This window comes from Limnohabitans sp. Rim47 (assembly GCF_001517545.1).
In the GTDB taxonomy this organism is placed as follows: Bacteria; Pseudomonadota; Gammaproteobacteria; order Burkholderiales; family Burkholderiaceae_C; genus Limnohabitans_A.
Map to the genome: position 1 here is coordinate 398,978 of NZ_FBYA01000002.1, position 16,027 is coordinate 415,004.

Consider the following 16,027-nt stretch of genomic DNA (forward strand, 5'->3'; position numbering starts at 1 on the left):
GATTGTCCGGCTCTTGTGATGTTATGGCCCCAAGGTCAACGCTTTGTAAACCTTGGTGTTCTAGGGATTTTACCTAGAACCGGTCAGCCTTAGCGCGGCAGGTCGCTTTTGCCCATCAAAAACTCATCCACCGAACGTGCGGCCTGACGACCTTCGCGAATGGCCCAGACCACCAACGATTGCCCACGGCGCATGTCGCCCGCAGCAAACACCTTGTCCACATTGGTGGCATAGCCGCCTGTGAAGTCGGTGCTGGCCTTGGCGTTGCCACGGGCATCTTTGTCTACGCCAAAGGCTTCGAGCACGGTCGCGACCGGGTTCACAAAGCCCATGGCCAACAAGACCAAGTCGGCTTTGTATTCTTTTTCAGAGCCTGGAATCTCGACCATCTTGCCGTCTTTGAACTCAACGTGCACCGTCTTCAAACCCGTGACCTTGCCTTTTTCGCCAATGAATTCCTTGGTCGACACCGCAAATTCGCGGGTGCAGCCTTCATCGTGCGAAGAAGAAGTGCGCAGCTTCATGGGCCAGTAAGGCCAGGTGAGCGGGCGGTTTTCTTCTTTGGGTGGCTCAGGCATCACCTCGAACTGCGTGACGCTGACGGCACCGTGGCGGTTGGATGTGCCCACGCAATCCGAGCCGGTGTCACCGCCACCGATCACGATGACGTTTTTGCCATCGGCACGCAACTGACCTTTGAGCTTGTCGCCCGCATTCACCTTGTTTTGCTGGGGCAAAAACTCCATCGCAAAGTGGATGCCGTCCAGATCGCGACCGGGCACAGGCAAGTCACGCGACTGCTCGGAACCGCCAGTCAGCAACACCGCGTCAAAGTCTTTCTTGAGCTGCTCTGCCGAGATGGTTTCCTTGGCCCAGTTGGTGACCTTGGAGTCTTTGGGCCAACTGCCGACCAGCACGCTGGTGCGGATGGTCACGCCTTCGGCTTCGAGCTGTTTAACACGGCGGTCGATGTGCGTCTTTTCCATCTTGAAGTCGGGGATACCGTAGCGCAGCAAGCCGCCCACACGGTCGTTCTTTTCGAACAAGGTCACATCGTGACCTGCACGGGCCAGCTGCTGTGCAGCAGCGAGGCCAGCGGGGCCCGCACCAATCACAGCCACTTTTTTACCGGTCTTGACTTTGGCAGGACGAGGTGTGACCCAGCCCTCGGCCCAAGCGCGGTCGATGATGGCGTGCTCGATCGACTTGATGCCCACGGCATCGTCGTTCACATTGACCACACAAGCCGCCTCGCAAGGTGCAGGGCAGATACGGCCCGTGAACTCGGGGAAGTTGTTGGTGCTGTGCAGCACTTCGATCGCGTTTTTCCAGTCGCCTTCAAACACCAGATTGTTGAAGTCTGGAATGATGTTGTTGACCGGGCAACCGTTGTTGCAAAACGGCGTGCCGCAATCCATGCAACGCGCAGCCTGTTTCTTGGCTTGCTCGTCGGTCAAACCGATCACGAACTCACCGTAGTTCTTCAAGCGCTCGGCGACGGGTTTGTAACCTTCTTCGATGCGCTCGAATTCCATGAAGCCTGTGATTTTTCCCATGATGCTATTCCTTCAATCTTGACGTTCGGCTCAGGCGGCCACAGGCTGGGTGGCCTTGGCGGCTTTGCGGGCATTGATTTCGCCGAGAGCACGCTTGTATTCGTTCGGGAAGACCTTGACAAACTTGGCGCGGGCCGTGGCCCAGTTGTCTAACAACTCGCGGGCACGCTGGCTGCCGGTCCACTTGTGGTGGTCTTCCAGCAGTTTCTTCAGCTGCGTTTCGTCGGTCTGGTCACGGTGCCACACATTGCGGTCAATTTGCGCTTCCTGCTCGGCAGTGGTCAGCACCTTTTCCATGCTGACCATGGCGGTGTTGCAACGCGAAGCAAATTGGCCGTCTTCGTCATACACGTACGCCAAACCACCGCTCATGCCTGCACCAAAGTTGCGACCTGTCTTGCCCAGCACCGCCACGGTGCCGCCAGTCATGTATTCGCAACCATGGTCGCCAGTGCCTTCGACCACGGCCGTGGCACCCGACAAACGCACGGCGAAACGCTCGCCGCCCACACCCGCAAAGAAAGCTTCACCACTGGTAGCGCCGTACATGACGGTGTTGCCCACGATGATGTTTTGCGATGCCACGCCACGGAACTCCAAACTTGGGCGCACCACCACGCGGCCGCCCGACAGGCCTTTGCCGGTGTAGTCGTTGGCTTCACCGATCAAATACAAGGTGATGCCTTTGGCCAGGAACGCACCAAAGGATTGACCGCCTGTGCCTTCCAGCTGGATGCGCAGGGTGTCGTCTGGCAGACCCTCGGGGTGCACCTTGGTCACGGCACCGGACAACATGGCACCGACGGAACGGTTCACGTTGCGGGTGACTTCCATGAACTGGACTTTTTCGCCCTTGTCGATGGCTGCGCGGCTCTTGGCGATCAACACGTTGTCGAGGGCCTTTTCAAGACCGTGGTCCTGAGTGGACACATGGCGCACTGCCACATCGGCAGGCACTTGTGGCACAGCCAGCAGACGGCTGAAGTCCAAGCCTTTGGCTTTCCAGTGTTCAACGCCTGTTTTCATGTCGAGCAGGTCGGCACGACCCACCAGATCGTCGAACTTGGCGATGCCCAACTGGGCCATGATCTGACGCGCTTCTTCAGCGATGAAGAAGAAGTAGTTCACGACGTGCTCGGGCTTGCCCGAGAATTTTTTGCGCAACTCGGGATCTTGTGTGGCCACGCCCACCGGGCAGGTGTTCAGGTGGCACTTGCGCATCATGATGCAGCCCTCAACCACCAGCGGCGCAGTGGCAAAGCCGAACTCGTCGGCGCCCAGCAAAGCACCGATGGCCACGTCACGACCGGTTTTCATCTGACCGTCAGCTTGCACACGAATGCGACCGCGCAAACCGTTAAGCACCAAGGTCTGCTGGGTTTCGGCCAAGCCGATTTCCCAAGGTGAGCCCGCATGCTTGACCGACGACCAAGGCGATGCGCCCGTGCCGCCGTCGTGACCCGCGATCACGAGGTGGTCGCTCTTGCACTTGGCCACACCGGCAGCGATGGTGCCAACGCCGATTTCAGACACCAGCTTGACGCTGATGTCGCTGTGTGGTGCCACGTTCTTGAGGTCGTGGATCAGCTGGGCCAAGTCCTCGATCGAGTAAATGTCATGGTGGGGCGGTGGCGAGATCAAACCGACGCCGGGCACAGAATGACGCAACTTGCCGATGTAATCGGACACCTTGCCACCAGGCAACTGACCGCCTTCACCGGGCTTGGCGCCCTGAGCCATCTTGATCTGGATCTGGTCAGCGCTGGACAGGTATTCGGCCGTGACGCCAAACCGGCCCGAGGCCACCTGCTTGATGCGTGAACGCAAAGAATCGCCATCGCGCAAGGGCAAGTCGACTTCGACGTTTTCGGCACCGATCACGCTCTTCAAGGAATCACCCTGCTTGATCGGGATGCCCTTGAGCTCATTGCGATAACGTGCCGAGTCTTCACCGCCTTCACCGGTGTTGCTCTTACCGCCAATGCGGTTCATGGCCACAGCCAGAGTAGCGTGCGCTTCGGTAGAAATCGAACCCAAAGACATCGCACCCGTGGCGAAGCGCTTGACGATCTCTGCCGCAGGCTCGACCTGCTCGAGCGGGATGGCTTTGGACGGATCGATCTTGAACTCGAACAAACCGCGCAAGGTCATGTGGCGCTTGCTCTGGTCGTTGATGATCTGGGCGTATTCCTTGTAGGTGCTGAAGTTGTTGGCACGGGTGGAGTGCTGCAACTTGGCAATCGCGTCAGGCGTCCACATGTGCTCTTCGCCACGGGCGCGCCAAGCGTATTCGCCGCCTGCATCCAGCATGGTGGCCAGCAACGGGTCATCACCGAACGCAGCTGTGTGCATGCGGATGGCTTCTTCGGCGATTTCGAACACGCCGATGCCGCCCACTCGGCTGGCCGTGCCGGTGAAGTACTTGTTGATGGTTTCGCTGTTGATGCCGATGGCTTCAAACAGCTGCGCACCGCAATACGACATGTAGGTGCTCACGCCCATCTTGGACATGATCTTGGACAAGCCCTTGCCAATCGCCTTGACGTAGTTGTAGATGGCCTTTTCGGCCGACAAGTCACCGGACAATTCCTTGTGCATGGCCGCCAAGGTTTCCATGGCGAGGTAAGGGTGCACGGCTTCGGCACCGTAACCGGCCAACACGGCGAAGTGGTGCACTTCGCGGGCGGTACCGGTTTCAACCACCAAGCCTGCGGTGGTGCGCAGACCTTCACTCACCAAATGCTGGTGAATGGCCGACAGCGCCAGCAAGGCTGGCACAGCCACCTGGGTGGCGTTCACACCGCGGTCGCTGATGATCAGAATGTTGTGGCCGCCCTTGATGGCGTCCACGGCTTCAGCGCACAAAGAAGCCAGCTTGGCTTCAACGCCTTCATGCCCCCACGACACAGGGTAAGTGATGTCCAGCGTGGCGCTCTTGAACTTGCCCTTGGTGGCTTGCTCGATGTTGCGCAACTTAGCCATGTCAGCAAAGTCCAGCACCGGCTGGCTGACTTCGAGGCGCATGGGCGGGTTGACCTGGTTGATGTCCAACAGGTTGGGCTTGGGGCCAATAAAGGACACCAGCGACATCACGATCGCTTCACGAATCGGGTCAATCGGCGGGTTGGTCACTTGCGCGAACAACTGCTTGAAGTAGTTGTACAGCGGCTTGTTCTTGTCGGACAAGACGGCCAGCGGGCTGTCATTGCCCATGGAGCCCAGGGCTTCTTCACCCGCTTGGGCCATGGGGGCCAGCAAGAACTTGATGTCTTCTTGCGTGGTGCCAAAGGCTTGTTGCAAGTCCAGCAATTGCACAGCAGAAGCCGCCGCCACAGGGGCTGCGGCCACATCGTCCAGCTTGACGCGCAGGTTTTCGATCCACTGCTTGTACGGTTTGCTGCTGGCCAAGCTCGACTTGAGCTCTTCGTCGTCAATCATGCGACCTTGTTCCAGATCGATCAGGAACATCTTGCCGGGCTGCAGACGCCACTTGCGCACGATCTTGCTTTCGGGGATCGGCAACACGCCGGTTTCCGAACCCATGATGACCATGTCGTCGTCGGTGATGATGTAGCGCGATGGACGCAAGCCGTTGCGGTCCAGTGTGGCGCCGATCTGACGGCCATCGGTGAACACGATCGATGCAGGACCGTCCCATGGCTCCAGCATGGCGGCGTGGTATTCATAGAAGGCCTTGCGGCGCTCGTCCATGGTGGTGTGCTGCTCCCATGGCTCTGGGATCATCATCATCACAGCCTGGCTGATGGGGTAGCCCGCCATGGTCAGCAATTCCAGGCAGTTGTCAAAAGTGGCGGTATCAGACTGACCAGCGAAGCTGATGGGATACAGCTTTTGCAGGTCGCCAGCCAACACGGGCGAGGACATCACGCCTTCGCGGGCCTTCATCCAGTTGTAGTTGCCCTTGACGGTGTTGATCTCGCCGTTGTGCGCCACATAACGGTAAGGGTGCGCCAATGGCCACTCGGGGAAAGTGTTGGTCGAGAAGCGCTGGTGCACCAAACCCAAGGCCGAGACGCAACGCTCGTCTTGCAAGTCGAGGTAATAGGTGCCCACTTGGTCAGCCAGCAGCAAGCCCTTGTACACCGCAGTGCGGCTGGACATGCTGGGGATGTAGTACTCGTTGCTGTGCGTCAGATTCAAGGCCTGGATGGCCGCGCTGGCGGTTTTGCGAATCACATACAACTTGCGCTCAAGGGCATCTTGCACGATCACATCGGCGCCACGGCCGATGAAGATCTGGCGCATGACTGGCTCTTTTTCGCGCACACGAGGCGACATGGGCATCTCGCGGTTGACCGGCACATCGCGCCAGCCCAACACCACTTGTCCCTCGGCCTTGACAGCGCGTTCAAGCTCTTGTTCGCATGCCATGCGCGAGGCGTGTTCTTTGGGCAAAAACACCATGCCCACGCCGTATTCACCGAAAGGCGGCAGCGCAATGCCCTGCTTGGCCATTTCGTCGCGGTAAAGCGCATCGGGCAGCTGAATCAAGATACCGGCACCATCGCCCATGAGCGCATCGGCACCCACAGCACCCCGGTGGTCCAGGTTTTGCAAAATCAAGAGCGCTTGCGTGACGATGGCATGGGTCTTGTGACCCTTGATGTGAGCCACAAAGCCCACACCGCATGCATCGTGCTCATTGGCCGGGTCATAGAGACCGGTGGATTGGAAATGTTCTTTTTCGGATGCCGTGGTCATGGCGCGCTCCTAAGGGTTTTTACGCAGACTGAAGAGTGTAGTGCACTGCAGCATCCATGCCAAGAAAATTAATTGGGGTCAGATCCCAATTATTTCAAGGTTAACCAAGACGGCCAATCAATTGGGGACAGGTTAAATTCACTGTCTTTTTAAAAGGTCGACCGGCCTTGCCCGGCACCAGGCGGCGCGTCGTGGATTGCTGCAACTCACTCACAAATTCGTCCGAACCCAACGCCCAACCCGATAAGGCACTGCGGCTCAGCTTGTCTTTGTCCGACAAGGCCAAACCCGCCTGAACCAGCTCGGCATAAGCGGCCTCGCGTGCAAACGGCGTGTTGCCCAAGCCCCAAAACAGGGCGTGCGGGGTCACCCATGGGGCACTCGCCTGACCAATACAGTGCCTGTGGCTGGACCACTTGAAGTCCGCCGATTGCGCCACCATGCCCGCACGAACGGGGTTCAGGTCTATGTAGACCATGCAAGCCAAAAGATAGCGCTCACTCTCAATCAAATTGCTGCGGTAACGGCCCTCCCACAATGTGCCGGTACGTTGATGGCGCAGATTGAAGTAGCGCACATAGGCCCGACCCACCGCCTGCATCATTTTTGGCAAACCCTCATCCGTTTCGGGTGTGACCAACAAATGAAAGTGGTTGTCCATGATCACCCAGGCATGAATGGCCACCTTGAAAGCCTGTGCGTGTTCTTGCCAAAGGGCCAGCAAACGCTCACGATCGGCATCGTCGCGCACGATGGGCTGACGGTCATTGCCGCGCTGGATGACATGGTGCGGGTAAGCGGCAACGGTGAGGCGGGGTTGGCGGGCCATATTGGAGTTCACTGAAAGAGAGGCCAGTTTAATTGGGATCTGACCCCGATTAAACCTATCACCACCATTACTCGCGGAAAAAAGACGCCCGATACATTGCATCGGGCGTCTTTTTGCAGAAAAAACTGAAGTCTCTTCAAGCTTTAGGCGTCAACCTAAATCAAGAGGGCAACTTGAATAAATTCACCAATATGTGCATTCACAAGTTGTTTGGTTACCTTGTTTTGTGCAGCGCACTTTTTCACCGGGTTTGCATGACTGTGCAAATGCAATTGATAAACCTGAAATCAATGCCAAGCCCAATGCGAATTTTGTAATGAGTTTCACAGTTATCCTTTCTAGAAATGACCGCCAATTGAACGGTTTGGGTATTTTATCCCGTGGTTTTATGTCCGTCAACAAAGAATTATCGCGGGCATGGCAAAGCCCTCACCAAAACATGCTGGCAACGAAGACCTTAAGGCTTTGGGGTTGGTCATTAAAAATTTGCGGCTTGAATCGGGCATTTCACAAGAAGCACTGGCACACAATGCCGAGCTTGACCGCTCTTACATGGGCGGCGTGGAACGCGGAGAACATAATCTGACTTTGATGGGCCTCAAAAAAATAGCTGAGGCTCTCCATGTCAAACCTTCGCAACTGCTCAGTTCAGCTGGACTGTAGACGGGTAGCGCAAAAAAGCTAACCCATCAATGCCAAACTCCTTGAGCAGCGCCAGCAGGCGCTCGCCCGAGGCGCGTTTTTTCTGACCGGTGTATTTGGCCAAAATCAGTTCATTCTTCATGCTGTGCTCCCAGCCCACCAGTTCGGTCACGGTGACTTGATAGCCTTGTGACTCCAGGTACAGGCAGCGCAGCACGTTGGTGAGTTGGCTGCCCACTTCGCGTGTGTGCAAGGGGTGCCGCCACAACTCAGCCAAGGGCGTGCGCTGCAAATTCAACGCCTTGTTGTGGTTCAGCGCCCGGGCCAATTCAGCCTGACAGCAAGGCACCAGCACCATGTATTTGGCCTTCTTTAGCAGGCCAAAGGCAATGGCATCGTCGGTGGCGGTGTCGCAGGCGTGCAGCGCGGTGACCACGTCGATTTGCGGTGGCAGCGCGCTGCTTTGGGCCGATTCGGCCACACTCAGGTTGAGAAACTGCATCCGCTCAAACAGCAGACGCTGGGCCAAGGCTTTGGACGATTCGACCAATTCGCTGCGCGTCTCGATGCCATAAATCGTGCCTTGGCCCAAGGCTTTGAAAAACAAGTCGTAAACGATGAAACCCAAATACGACTTGCCTGCACCGTGGTCGGCCAGTGTCGGGCCAGCCTCGCTGGCGGGCAGTTCGAGCAGCAGCTTTTCGATGAACTGGAACAGGTGGTAGACCTGTTTGAGCTTGCGACGCGAATCCTGGTTGAGCTTGCCATCGCGCGTGAGGATGTGCAGTTGCTTGAGCAATTCGACCGACTGGCCGGGGCGCACTTCGGGGGGCAATGCGGCAGGGCTGGCGGAGGGCGTCTTGGGAGCGCGTGTGGGAGTTTTCATGGTGTGGGACCGACAGCCAGCTTTTTCCAGCCCTCGGCACCCAGCTTTTCCAGGGTCGCCATATTGGTCTCGTAAATCATTTCGGCTTCAGGAAAAGCCTCCACCGCCCGGTCGATGCTTTCCTCACGCAGCAAATGCAGCGTGGGGTAGGGCGAGCGGTTGGTGAAATTGCCAATGTCATCCGGCTCGGTGTCGGCAAACTGGAACTGCGGGTGAAAACTCGCCACCTGAAATTCGCCCTCCATGTCCAGCTCTTGCAGCACCGCATCGGCTTCGTCCAGAAAATCGTTGAACTCCAGAAAATCCTGCAGCATCTGCGGCACGATCAAGAGCACGGTCTCACGCTCTTCGGCGGGCATGGCGGCCAGCGCCTGCAACTGCTCGATCAACTCGTCACGCAAACCTTCAAGGCCTTTGGCCTCGCTCACCACATAGTGGATTTGGCCCTTCACATGCGGGGCTTTGGCAAATGGGCACAGGTTCAGGCCTATCACGGCGCGTTCGAGCCAGCGAACGGTGTCGGCGATTTCGGGGGTGTTCATATCGGTCATGGGCGAGATTGTGCCTGCATCGTTTGTCGCTCCAGCTCTCGCCCAGCCGCCCAAGCCAAGGCCGCGCCGACCACACAGCACCCCACGGTGACCAGCGGCGTGAGCTGCCAGCCGCCTGCAGTTGCGGCCACGCTGGCCACCACGGGCGGCCCGACAAACTGGCCCAAGGCCGACAGTTGCTGCACCCAGCCCACGGTGGTGGCCACTTGCTGTTCACCCGGGGCCAGGCGCACAGCCAGACTGAACAAGGTACCCGGCACCAACCCGCCCACACCCGAAAACAGCAGCACTCCGGCAAAACGCAGCCAAGGGAGGCCTTCGGTGAACGAGGCAAAGGCCACCGTGCTGCCCAGCGCCATCGCACCAAAGCCCAGCCACAGCGTAGCGCGAGCTGCCCAACCGCTTTGCAGCAAACGGCCCGAGGCCATGTTGCCCACGATGTTAACCGCTGCCGCCAAGGCTGTGAGCACGCCCAGCACAGCCCCGCTCACACCCGCTGCGGCATAGATCGAGGGCAAAAACCCAACCACCGCCAACCACTGGCCCGAATACATGGCAAAAGTGAGTGCCACCAACCAGGGGCCGCGCGTGCTCAATGTGCGGTGCAAGCGGGCGCATGCGCCCTGCCCCGCCGTGACCAGCGCCGCGCTGGGATCGGCAGGGACGCTGCGCCACAGCCACACGGCCATGGCCAGCGACACGGCGGAAAACCACCACCACCATGCGCTCCAACCCCAGGCCGGAATGAACAGCGGCCCCGCCAACAAAGCCAGCGCGGTGCCCGTGGGCATGTACGCGCCCCACACCCCCAACATGCCGGACAGCTGCGCAGGCGGCACCAAGCGGCGGATCAAGGCGGGGGCAGGCAAAGCGACCAGCAAAAAGCCCAGGCCTTCGATGGCCCGCAGCGCCAGCAAAGAGGTGACCGAGGTGGCCAAACCGCCCAAACCACTGGCCAGCGCCAGCAGGCACAGGCCGCGCACCATGCTGCGTTTGAGGCCCATGCCGTCGGCCCACAAACCCATGAACACGGCCAGACTCAAACCCGCCAACTGAACGATGGACAAGAGGAAACCGGACTGCACCAGCGTCAGGCCCAGCTCAGCCTGCAGCGCGGGCAAAGCAGGTGGGAGTTTGCCGACCTGCAAGGCCGCCACGCCCCCGGCCAGCACGACCAGCCAGGCGGCGCGGTCAGAACATCGGGCAGTCATCACAAGCCTTGACTGCTCGCACATTCGCGAGCAAGGGCTCGCTCCCACAAAGACCGCTCAATAGGCTCACAGCAGCTTGCGCCCGGTCAGGCGTTCGTGTTCGCGCAGGGCAAAGCGGTCGGTCATGCCCGCAATGTAATCGGCCACGCTGCGGTGCAGATCGGCGCTGGCCGCAAAGTCGCTGGGCATTTCGCTGGGCTGGCGCACATAGGCCTCAAACAATTCGCGCACGGCTTGCTGGGCCTGGCCGGTGGTTTGCATCACTTGCGGATGGCGATACAGACTGGCAAACAAAAACTTCTTCAACTCGCCCGTGCGGGCTTTCATCTGCGGACTGAAGCCCACCAAAGGTCCGGCCAAGCGGGCTTCGTCTGCGCTTTGCACCCCTGCCAGCGCCACGGCCTGGCGGGTGGTGTCGATCACGTCATACACCTGGTCGCTCAGCATGCGACGGATGGTCTCGTACAAAAGCCGGCGGGGCTTGTGCGCCAGCGCCGGGTGTTCGCACACTGCCTGCTGGTGGTAATGCGCAAACAACTCGACCTGCAGCAATTGCTCGATGCTGATCAGGCCCGAGCGCACGCCGTCGTCGATGTCGTGCGCGTTGTACGCAATCGCGTCGGCCAAATTGCACAACTGCGCTTCCAAGCTGGGCTGGGTGCGATCGATGAAGCGGCGCCCCACCCCGCCCGGCTCGGCCAGCTCCAGTTGCTCGGCGTTGGCTCGCGAGCAATGTTTGAGCACGCCTTCGCGGGTTTCAAAACTCAGGTTCAGGCCATCAAACGCGGGGTATCGCTCTTCCAGTTGGTCCACCACGCGCAGGCTTTGCAGGTTGTGCTCAAAGCCGCCGTGCTCGGCCATGCACGCGTTCAGCGCATCTTGCCCAGCATGGCCAAACGGCGTGTGGCCCAGGTCGTGCGCCAGCGCCACGGCCTCCACCAAATCTTCGTGGAGCCCCAGCGCGCGGGCAATCGAACGGCCCAGCTGCGCCACCTCCAGCGAATGCGTCAAGCGCGTGCGGAACAAATCGCCTTCGTGGTTCAAGAACACCTGCGTCTTGTAAACCAAGCGCCGAAACGCGGTGGAATGCACGATGCGGTCGCGGTCTCTTTGGTAGGCATTGCGCGTGGGCGCGGCAGGCTCGGGGTGGCGTCGGCCTCGGCTTTGCGCTGGGTCGCAAGCCAGCGCCGACAACAGGCCGCCTGCTTGGCCCGGCAGTTCAGCCATTTCACTCAGTGGCATGGCAAGGCTTTAGGCGCAGCACGCGTTGATCACGTCGCGCACCAAGGCGTCGGGTGCGCCGCAGACGGCGGCGTGGCCGGGGCCGTCGATCACCACAAACTGGATGTCGCCGCCCACGGCTTTTTTATCGAGGCGCATGTGTTCGATGTAATGCCCCGCGTTGTCACTGGCATCGATGACCGGGCCACGCACGGGCAATCCGGCGCGTTCGATCAAGGCACGCAAACGCGCGACAAAAGCGGCATCGACTTGGCCCAAACGGTGTGACAACTCGGCCGCCATGACCATGCCACAGCCCACGGCCTCGCCGTGCAGCCAAACACCAAAGCCCAGACCGGCTTCGATGGCGTGGCCAAAGGTGTGGCCAAAGTTCAAGATGGCCCGCAGGCCCGCTTCGCGTTCGTCTTGCCCGACCACCCAGGCCTTGATCTCGCAGCTGCGTTTGACCGCATGGGCCAGCGCTTGCGGCTCTTGCGCGATGAGGGCGTCGATGTTCGCCTCGATCCAGTCCAAAAACGCCATGTCGGCAATCGGGCCGTATTTGATGACTTCGGCCAAGCCCGCGCTCAGCTCGCGTGGCGGCAAGGTTTGCAAGCTGTTCAGGTCACAGACCACACGCACCGGCTGGTAAAAAGCGCCGATCATGTTTTTGCCCAGCGGGTGGTTGATGGCGGTTTTGCCGCCCACCGACGAGTCGACCTGCGACAAAAGCGTGGTCGGCACCTGCACAAAAGGCACGCCACGCATGTAGCTGGCAGCCGCAAAGCCAGTCATGTCGCCGATCACGCCACCGCCCAAGGCAAACAACACGGTCTTGCGGTCGCAGCCTTTGGACAGCAGTGCGTCAAAAATCAGGTTCAAGGTCTGCCAGTCTTTGTGGGCCTCGCCATCGGGCAAGACCACGGTGTGCACCTGCTTGTAGTGTGCAGCGATGGCCTTGCGCAAAGCGGCTTCGTACAACGGGGCAATGGTCTCGTTGGTCACGATCATGGCCGTCTGCGCTTTGGGCAGCCCGGCCCAAGTGCCTGGGCGGCCCATCAGGCCTTGGCCAATGTGGATGTCGTAACTGCGGTCGTCCAGCGAAATGGTGACCTGTTCAAGGGTGGGGGTGTGCTCTGACATAGCCCCCAAGTGTAGGGGCTTTGGCCTGTGGTTCAGGCGCTGGCCGCGGGTTGGTTGGGGGCTGGCTTTGGCGCGGGCAAATGGCCTGCCAACTCCAGCTGCATGACGATCATGTTGACCAGCGTGGCCACCGAAGGGCGTCCGGTTTCGATGACAAAGTGGGCAGCATCGCGGTACAGCGGGTCTCGCGCTTCAAACAAAGTCCGCAAACGGCTGAGCGGGTCATCCACCTGCAACAAAGGCCGCGCAGTGTCGTGGCGCACACGGCGAAACACGTCTTCAGGCGTGGACCGCAGGTAAATCACATGGCCGCGCTCGCGCAAATGGCGGCGGTTGGCTTCGCGCAAGACAGAACCGCCCCCGGTGGCGATCACGCCCTTATGGGTTTGGGTCAGATCGTCAAGCACCTGTTGCTCGACGTCGCGGAAGCTGTCTTCACCTTCGCGGGCAAAGAATTCCCGGATCGAGCAGCCCAGACGGTGCTCGATCACATGGTCGGAATCGACAAAGGGCAGCCCCAGACGGCGTGCCAGCTGCCGGCCAATGGTGGTTTTGCCCGAGCCTGGAAGGCCCACGAAAATGATGCTCAAGGAAGTCTCACACTGGAAATATCGGCTTGACCACACAAAAAAATGGCCAGCGCTTCAGAGCCTGCAAGTGTATTCGACCGGCTTGACCCGCATGGCCCTTTAGGCAAAGGTCAGAGGGAACCCTGCTTCAGGGTGGCAGTGCGGCAGGGCCATCGGCCACCACCCGAGGCGTCAGGAAAATCAACAACTCGCTTTTGCGTCGGGTCTGATCGCGGTTTTTAAACAGCCAGCCCAAGCCAGGCACATCGCCCAAACCGGGGACTTTGGCTTCGTCGCTGCGGTTGGTTTCTTCGTAAATGCCGCCCAGCACCACGGTGCCACCGTCTTCCACCCGCACCTGGGTCTTCACATGCTTGGTGTTGATGGCATAACCCGCCGGCGTGAGTTGCCCGACGCTGTCGCGGTTCACGTCCACATCCAGCACAACAGAACCATCGGGGGTGATTTGGGGCGTCACCTCGAGCTTGAGGTTGGCCTTTCTGAAAGAAATGGCGGTCACGCCAGTGCCCACGGCGATTTGATAAGGCAGCTCGGTGCCCTGCTCGATCAAGGCCTTGGTCTGGTCGGCTGTGACCACGCGGGGCCGCGACACCACCTTGCCCAAACCTGCTGCCTCCAAAGCCGAAATTTCCACATTGATGAACCGATCGGCGGCGGCGTTGAACAGCGATACGGCAAAAGTGGCCGGGTTGTTGAGCGTTTGTCCGGCCAATCCTGCAGGCAGGTTGACCTGATTGCCAGCCACTGTGCCGGCCGCTGCGGGCTGGTTGTTGGCCCCCAGGGCCAGGGTGTTGGACCGGCCTTGCACCTTCATGGGGATCGCCAGACCTGCCCCCAGCCGCACCCCGAGCGATTGGCCAAACTGGTCATCGGCTTCAACGATGCGGGCCTCGATCAGGACCTGCCGCACCGGAACATCCAACTGAGCCAGCACTTTTTCAATATCCAGCAAACGAACGGGCAGGTCTGAAATGAAAATCTGGTTGGTCCGAGGCTCGGCCAATACACTGCCGCGAGCACTCAACCAACGCCCCCCGCTGCTGCCTGCTGCGCCGCCTTGCAAACGCTGCGCCACTTCGGTGGCGCGGGCATATTGCAAACGCAAGGACAGCATTTGCAAAGGGCTCACAGCGTCCAGTGCAGCTTGGGCGTCGAGTTGTTTTTTTTCACGCAAGGCCCATTCGCCTTGTGGTGCCACCCACAAAACACGGCCCTCCTGACGCGAAATCAGGCCTTTGGACTGCAACACAATGCCCAGGGCTTGCTGCCACGGCACATCGTTTAAACGCACGCTCACGGGCCCACTCACGCTGTCGGTCGGCACCACATTCAGGCCCGAAAAATCAGCAAAAACCTGCAACAGCGCTTTGATGTCGATATTCTGAAAGTTCAGGCTGATCGGCTTGCCGCCCGGCACAAAACCAGGCACAAGCCCGGGGACCACCGAAGTCATACCGACCACCGACGACGGCTGCGGCGCAAGCGCTTCGGGCGTTTGCGCCAATGACGACAGCGCAACACCGAAGGCGCCACAACTCAGGCACCCCCACAGGCCCCAACCTAAGCACCCACGAGCGCCAGATTTTTTGAAGGTCATCATCGCTTGATCCTGTCTTTTGTTTCGTCACGCCGTTCGTCCCAACCGAGCACCAACATAGGCCCCCGCGCCAAGCGCAAGCTCACACCGGCATCGGTGATAGCAGCGACGCGGTGCCCTTCTTGCGTGACACGTTGGCCCTGAGTCACTCGAGCCCAATGCGGCCCTGCCGACAAAATCGCCTGTCGATCCTCGCCTTGTTGCCAAAGCCCGATCAAACGCACACGCGCCAATGGCCACTGACGAGGGTCTTCGGGCACTGCATTCGCGTCTTCAATCGCGGCCCCTGATACCCCCGCAACACCCGATCCGCTTGCGTCGCTGTGATCGGCCGAAGCCGCCAAGCGCACAACCGCGCCATCAGCCAGGGGCCCTGAACCCCTGGCCTGCGCAAACAAGACCGGTTCAAGGTGGCCAGACTGGCGGTGTGCCGCCATGACGGAGGCGACCCATGTCCCCTCTGGCGGCATCAGCGAGTGCACGCCCACGGCACCTGGGCGGGTCCAGACGCGCAGCAACGCTTCGATCTGGACCTCTGCCGGGTTGGCCGTCGCCGCCACGCTGATTCGGTCGATGGAACACACGGGTCCAGCTTGCGTCAAGGTAGACCACACGCTCGACCAATCCTCAAAACGGCCCACCAAACGCACCGCCACCGCTTGGCTGGGCAAACGCCCGCCAGCCGCATCGGCCGGGGTAGGCGGCAATGGGCGCAAAGACAGCAGGCGCAATCCGTGCCCCGTCAATGCTTGTTGCAAATCGTCCCAGATTTGCGCTTGCCGAGCCTCACCCGGCAAGCTCGCCAGCATGCTCTGCTGGTCGGGCGACAAAGCCTTCGCAGGTGGGCCCGACAAACCCGCAGGCACGGCGGCCAGCTGTTGGTGTAAATGCGCTACCGCCTGCGCGACGCGTGAATGGTCCTCACTGACCTGCAACTGAGCCACCCAAACACCCCATAAGCCCAAAACCAAACCAGACAGCGCAAACCCCCATCGGCGCAAAAAGCGTTCAGCCAAGCGTTGCCAGTGGGGCCAGTTCAAGGCATCCCTTGACAACCCGTGTGCCAACGGGAGTTGAAC

General features: G+C 59.9%; 12 protein-coding genes. 1 reads left to right on the top strand and 11 read right to left on the bottom strand.

The genetic code is table 11. The features are described from left to right. Window positions 1-89 precede the first annotated feature (89 nt). The 3 genes from BN3544_RS06885 to BN3544_RS06895 form a co-directional block, all read right to left on the bottom strand. Window positions 90-1,556: a glutamate synthase subunit beta gene (locus tag BN3544_RS06885; protein WP_019429796.1), complete on the bottom strand. Its 1,467-nt coding sequence runs from the start codon at window positions 1,554-1,556 to the stop codon at window positions 90-92. Window positions 1,557-1,586: 30 nt separating this feature from the next. Continuing rightward, window positions 1,587-6,278: a glutamate synthase-related protein gene (locus tag BN3544_RS06890; RefSeq protein ID WP_019429797.1), complete on the bottom strand. Its 4,692-nt coding sequence runs from the start codon at window positions 6,276-6,278 to the stop codon at window positions 1,587-1,589. A 100-nt stretch (window positions 6,279-6,378) separates the two neighbouring features. Beyond that, complete coding sequence (locus tag BN3544_RS06895; protein WP_019429798.1) at window positions 6,379-7,107, bottom strand: REP-associated tyrosine transposase; 729 nt, start codon at window positions 7,105-7,107, stop codon at window positions 6,379-6,381. Between the two features lie 417 nt (window positions 7,108-7,524). Between BN3544_RS06895 and BN3544_RS06900 the strand changes: the two genes are divergently transcribed. After that, window positions 7,525-7,770: a helix-turn-helix domain-containing protein gene (locus BN3544_RS06900; protein WP_019429799.1), complete on the top strand. Its 246-nt coding sequence runs from the start codon at window positions 7,525-7,527 to the stop codon at window positions 7,768-7,770. On the opposite strand, the gene BN3544_RS06905 is transcribed toward BN3544_RS06900, so the two are convergent. The 8 genes from BN3544_RS06905 to BN3544_RS06940 form a co-directional block, all read right to left on the bottom strand. Continuing rightward, complete coding sequence (locus BN3544_RS06905; protein WP_019429800.1) at window positions 7,751-8,635, bottom strand: class I SAM-dependent methyltransferase; 885 nt, start codon at window positions 8,633-8,635, stop codon at window positions 7,751-7,753. The genes BN3544_RS06900 and BN3544_RS06905 overlap by 20 nt on opposite strands. After that, a complete protein-coding gene (locus BN3544_RS06910; protein ID WP_019429801.1) occupies window positions 8,632-9,186 on the bottom strand; it encodes a DUF1415 domain-containing protein in 555 nt (184 codons plus the stop codon). Before BN3544_RS06910 ends, BN3544_RS06905 begins: the two co-directional genes overlap by 4 nt. Next, entirely contained in the window at window positions 9,183-10,397 is a 1,215-nt protein-coding gene (locus BN3544_RS06915; RefSeq protein ID WP_036075013.1) for an MFS transporter, read from the bottom strand. Before BN3544_RS06915 ends, BN3544_RS06910 begins: the two co-directional genes overlap by 4 nt. A 66-nt stretch (window positions 10,398-10,463) precedes the next feature. Further along, window positions 10,464-11,639 carry a deoxyguanosinetriphosphate triphosphohydrolase gene (locus BN3544_RS06920; protein WP_019429803.1) on the bottom strand — a complete coding sequence of 392 codons (1,176 nt, stop codon included), beginning with the start codon at window positions 11,637-11,639 and terminating at the stop codon, window positions 10,464-10,466. A gap of 9 nt (window positions 11,640-11,648) precedes the next feature. Next, window positions 11,649-12,761, bottom strand: a complete 1,113-nt coding sequence (gene aroB, locus BN3544_RS06925; protein ID WP_019429804.1) for a 3-dehydroquinate synthase — start codon at window positions 12,759-12,761, stop codon at window positions 11,649-11,651. A gap of 32 nt (window positions 12,762-12,793) precedes the next feature. Beyond that, on the bottom strand, window positions 12,794-13,351 hold the full coding sequence (locus BN3544_RS06930; RefSeq protein WP_019429805.1) for a shikimate kinase: 558 nt from the start codon (window positions 13,349-13,351) through the stop codon (window positions 12,794-12,796). A 127-nt stretch (window positions 13,352-13,478) separates the two neighbouring features. After that, window positions 13,479-14,948, bottom strand: a complete 1,470-nt coding sequence (locus BN3544_RS06935; protein WP_231733911.1) for a type IV pilus secretin PilQ — start codon at window positions 14,946-14,948, stop codon at window positions 13,479-13,481. Next, window positions 14,948-15,988, bottom strand: a complete 1,041-nt coding sequence (locus BN3544_RS06940) for a GspMb/PilO family protein (protein ID WP_155820438.1) — start codon at window positions 15,986-15,988, stop codon at window positions 14,948-14,950. The genes BN3544_RS06935 and BN3544_RS06940 overlap by 1 nt, the downstream gene beginning before the upstream one ends. Between the last annotated feature and the right edge of the window lie 39 nt (window positions 15,989-16,027).

What these genes read in the sequence shown, in the direction of transcription:
- BN3544_RS06885 (WP_019429796.1), bottom strand. Translation starts at nt 1,556, where the DNA reads ATGGGAAAAATCACAGGCTTCATGGAATTCGAGCGCATCGAAGAAGGT.
- BN3544_RS06890 (WP_019429797.1), bottom strand. Translation starts at nt 6,278, where the DNA reads ATGACCACGGCATCCGAAAAAGAACATTTCCAATCCACCGGTCTCTAT.
- BN3544_RS06895 (WP_019429798.1), bottom strand. Translation starts at nt 7,107, where the DNA reads ATGGCCCGCCAACCCCGCCTCACCGTTGCCGCTTACCCGCACCATGTC.
- BN3544_RS06900 (WP_019429799.1), top strand. Translation starts at nt 7,525, where the DNA reads ATGGCAAAGCCCTCACCAAAACATGCTGGCAACGAAGACCTTAAGGCT.
- BN3544_RS06905 (WP_019429800.1), bottom strand. Translation starts at nt 8,635, where the DNA reads ATGAAAACTCCCACACGCGCTCCCAAGACGCCCTCCGCCAGCCCTGCC.
- BN3544_RS06910 (WP_019429801.1), bottom strand. Translation starts at nt 9,186, where the DNA reads ATGACCGATATGAACACCCCCGAAATCGCCGACACCGTTCGCTGGCTC.
- BN3544_RS06915 (WP_036075013.1), bottom strand. Translation starts at nt 10,397, where the DNA reads ATGACTGCCCGATGTTCTGACCGCGCCGCCTGGCTGGTCGTGCTGGCC.
- BN3544_RS06920 (WP_019429803.1), bottom strand. Translation starts at nt 11,639, where the DNA reads ATGCCACTGAGTGAAATGGCTGAACTGCCGGGCCAAGCAGGCGGCCTG.
- aroB (WP_019429804.1), bottom strand. Translation starts at nt 12,761, where the DNA reads ATGTCAGAGCACACCCCCACCCTTGAACAGGTCACCATTTCGCTGGAC.
- BN3544_RS06935 (WP_231733911.1), bottom strand. Translation starts at nt 14,948, where the DNA reads ATGACCTTCAAAAAATCTGGCGCTCGTGGGTGCTTAGGTTGGGGCCTG.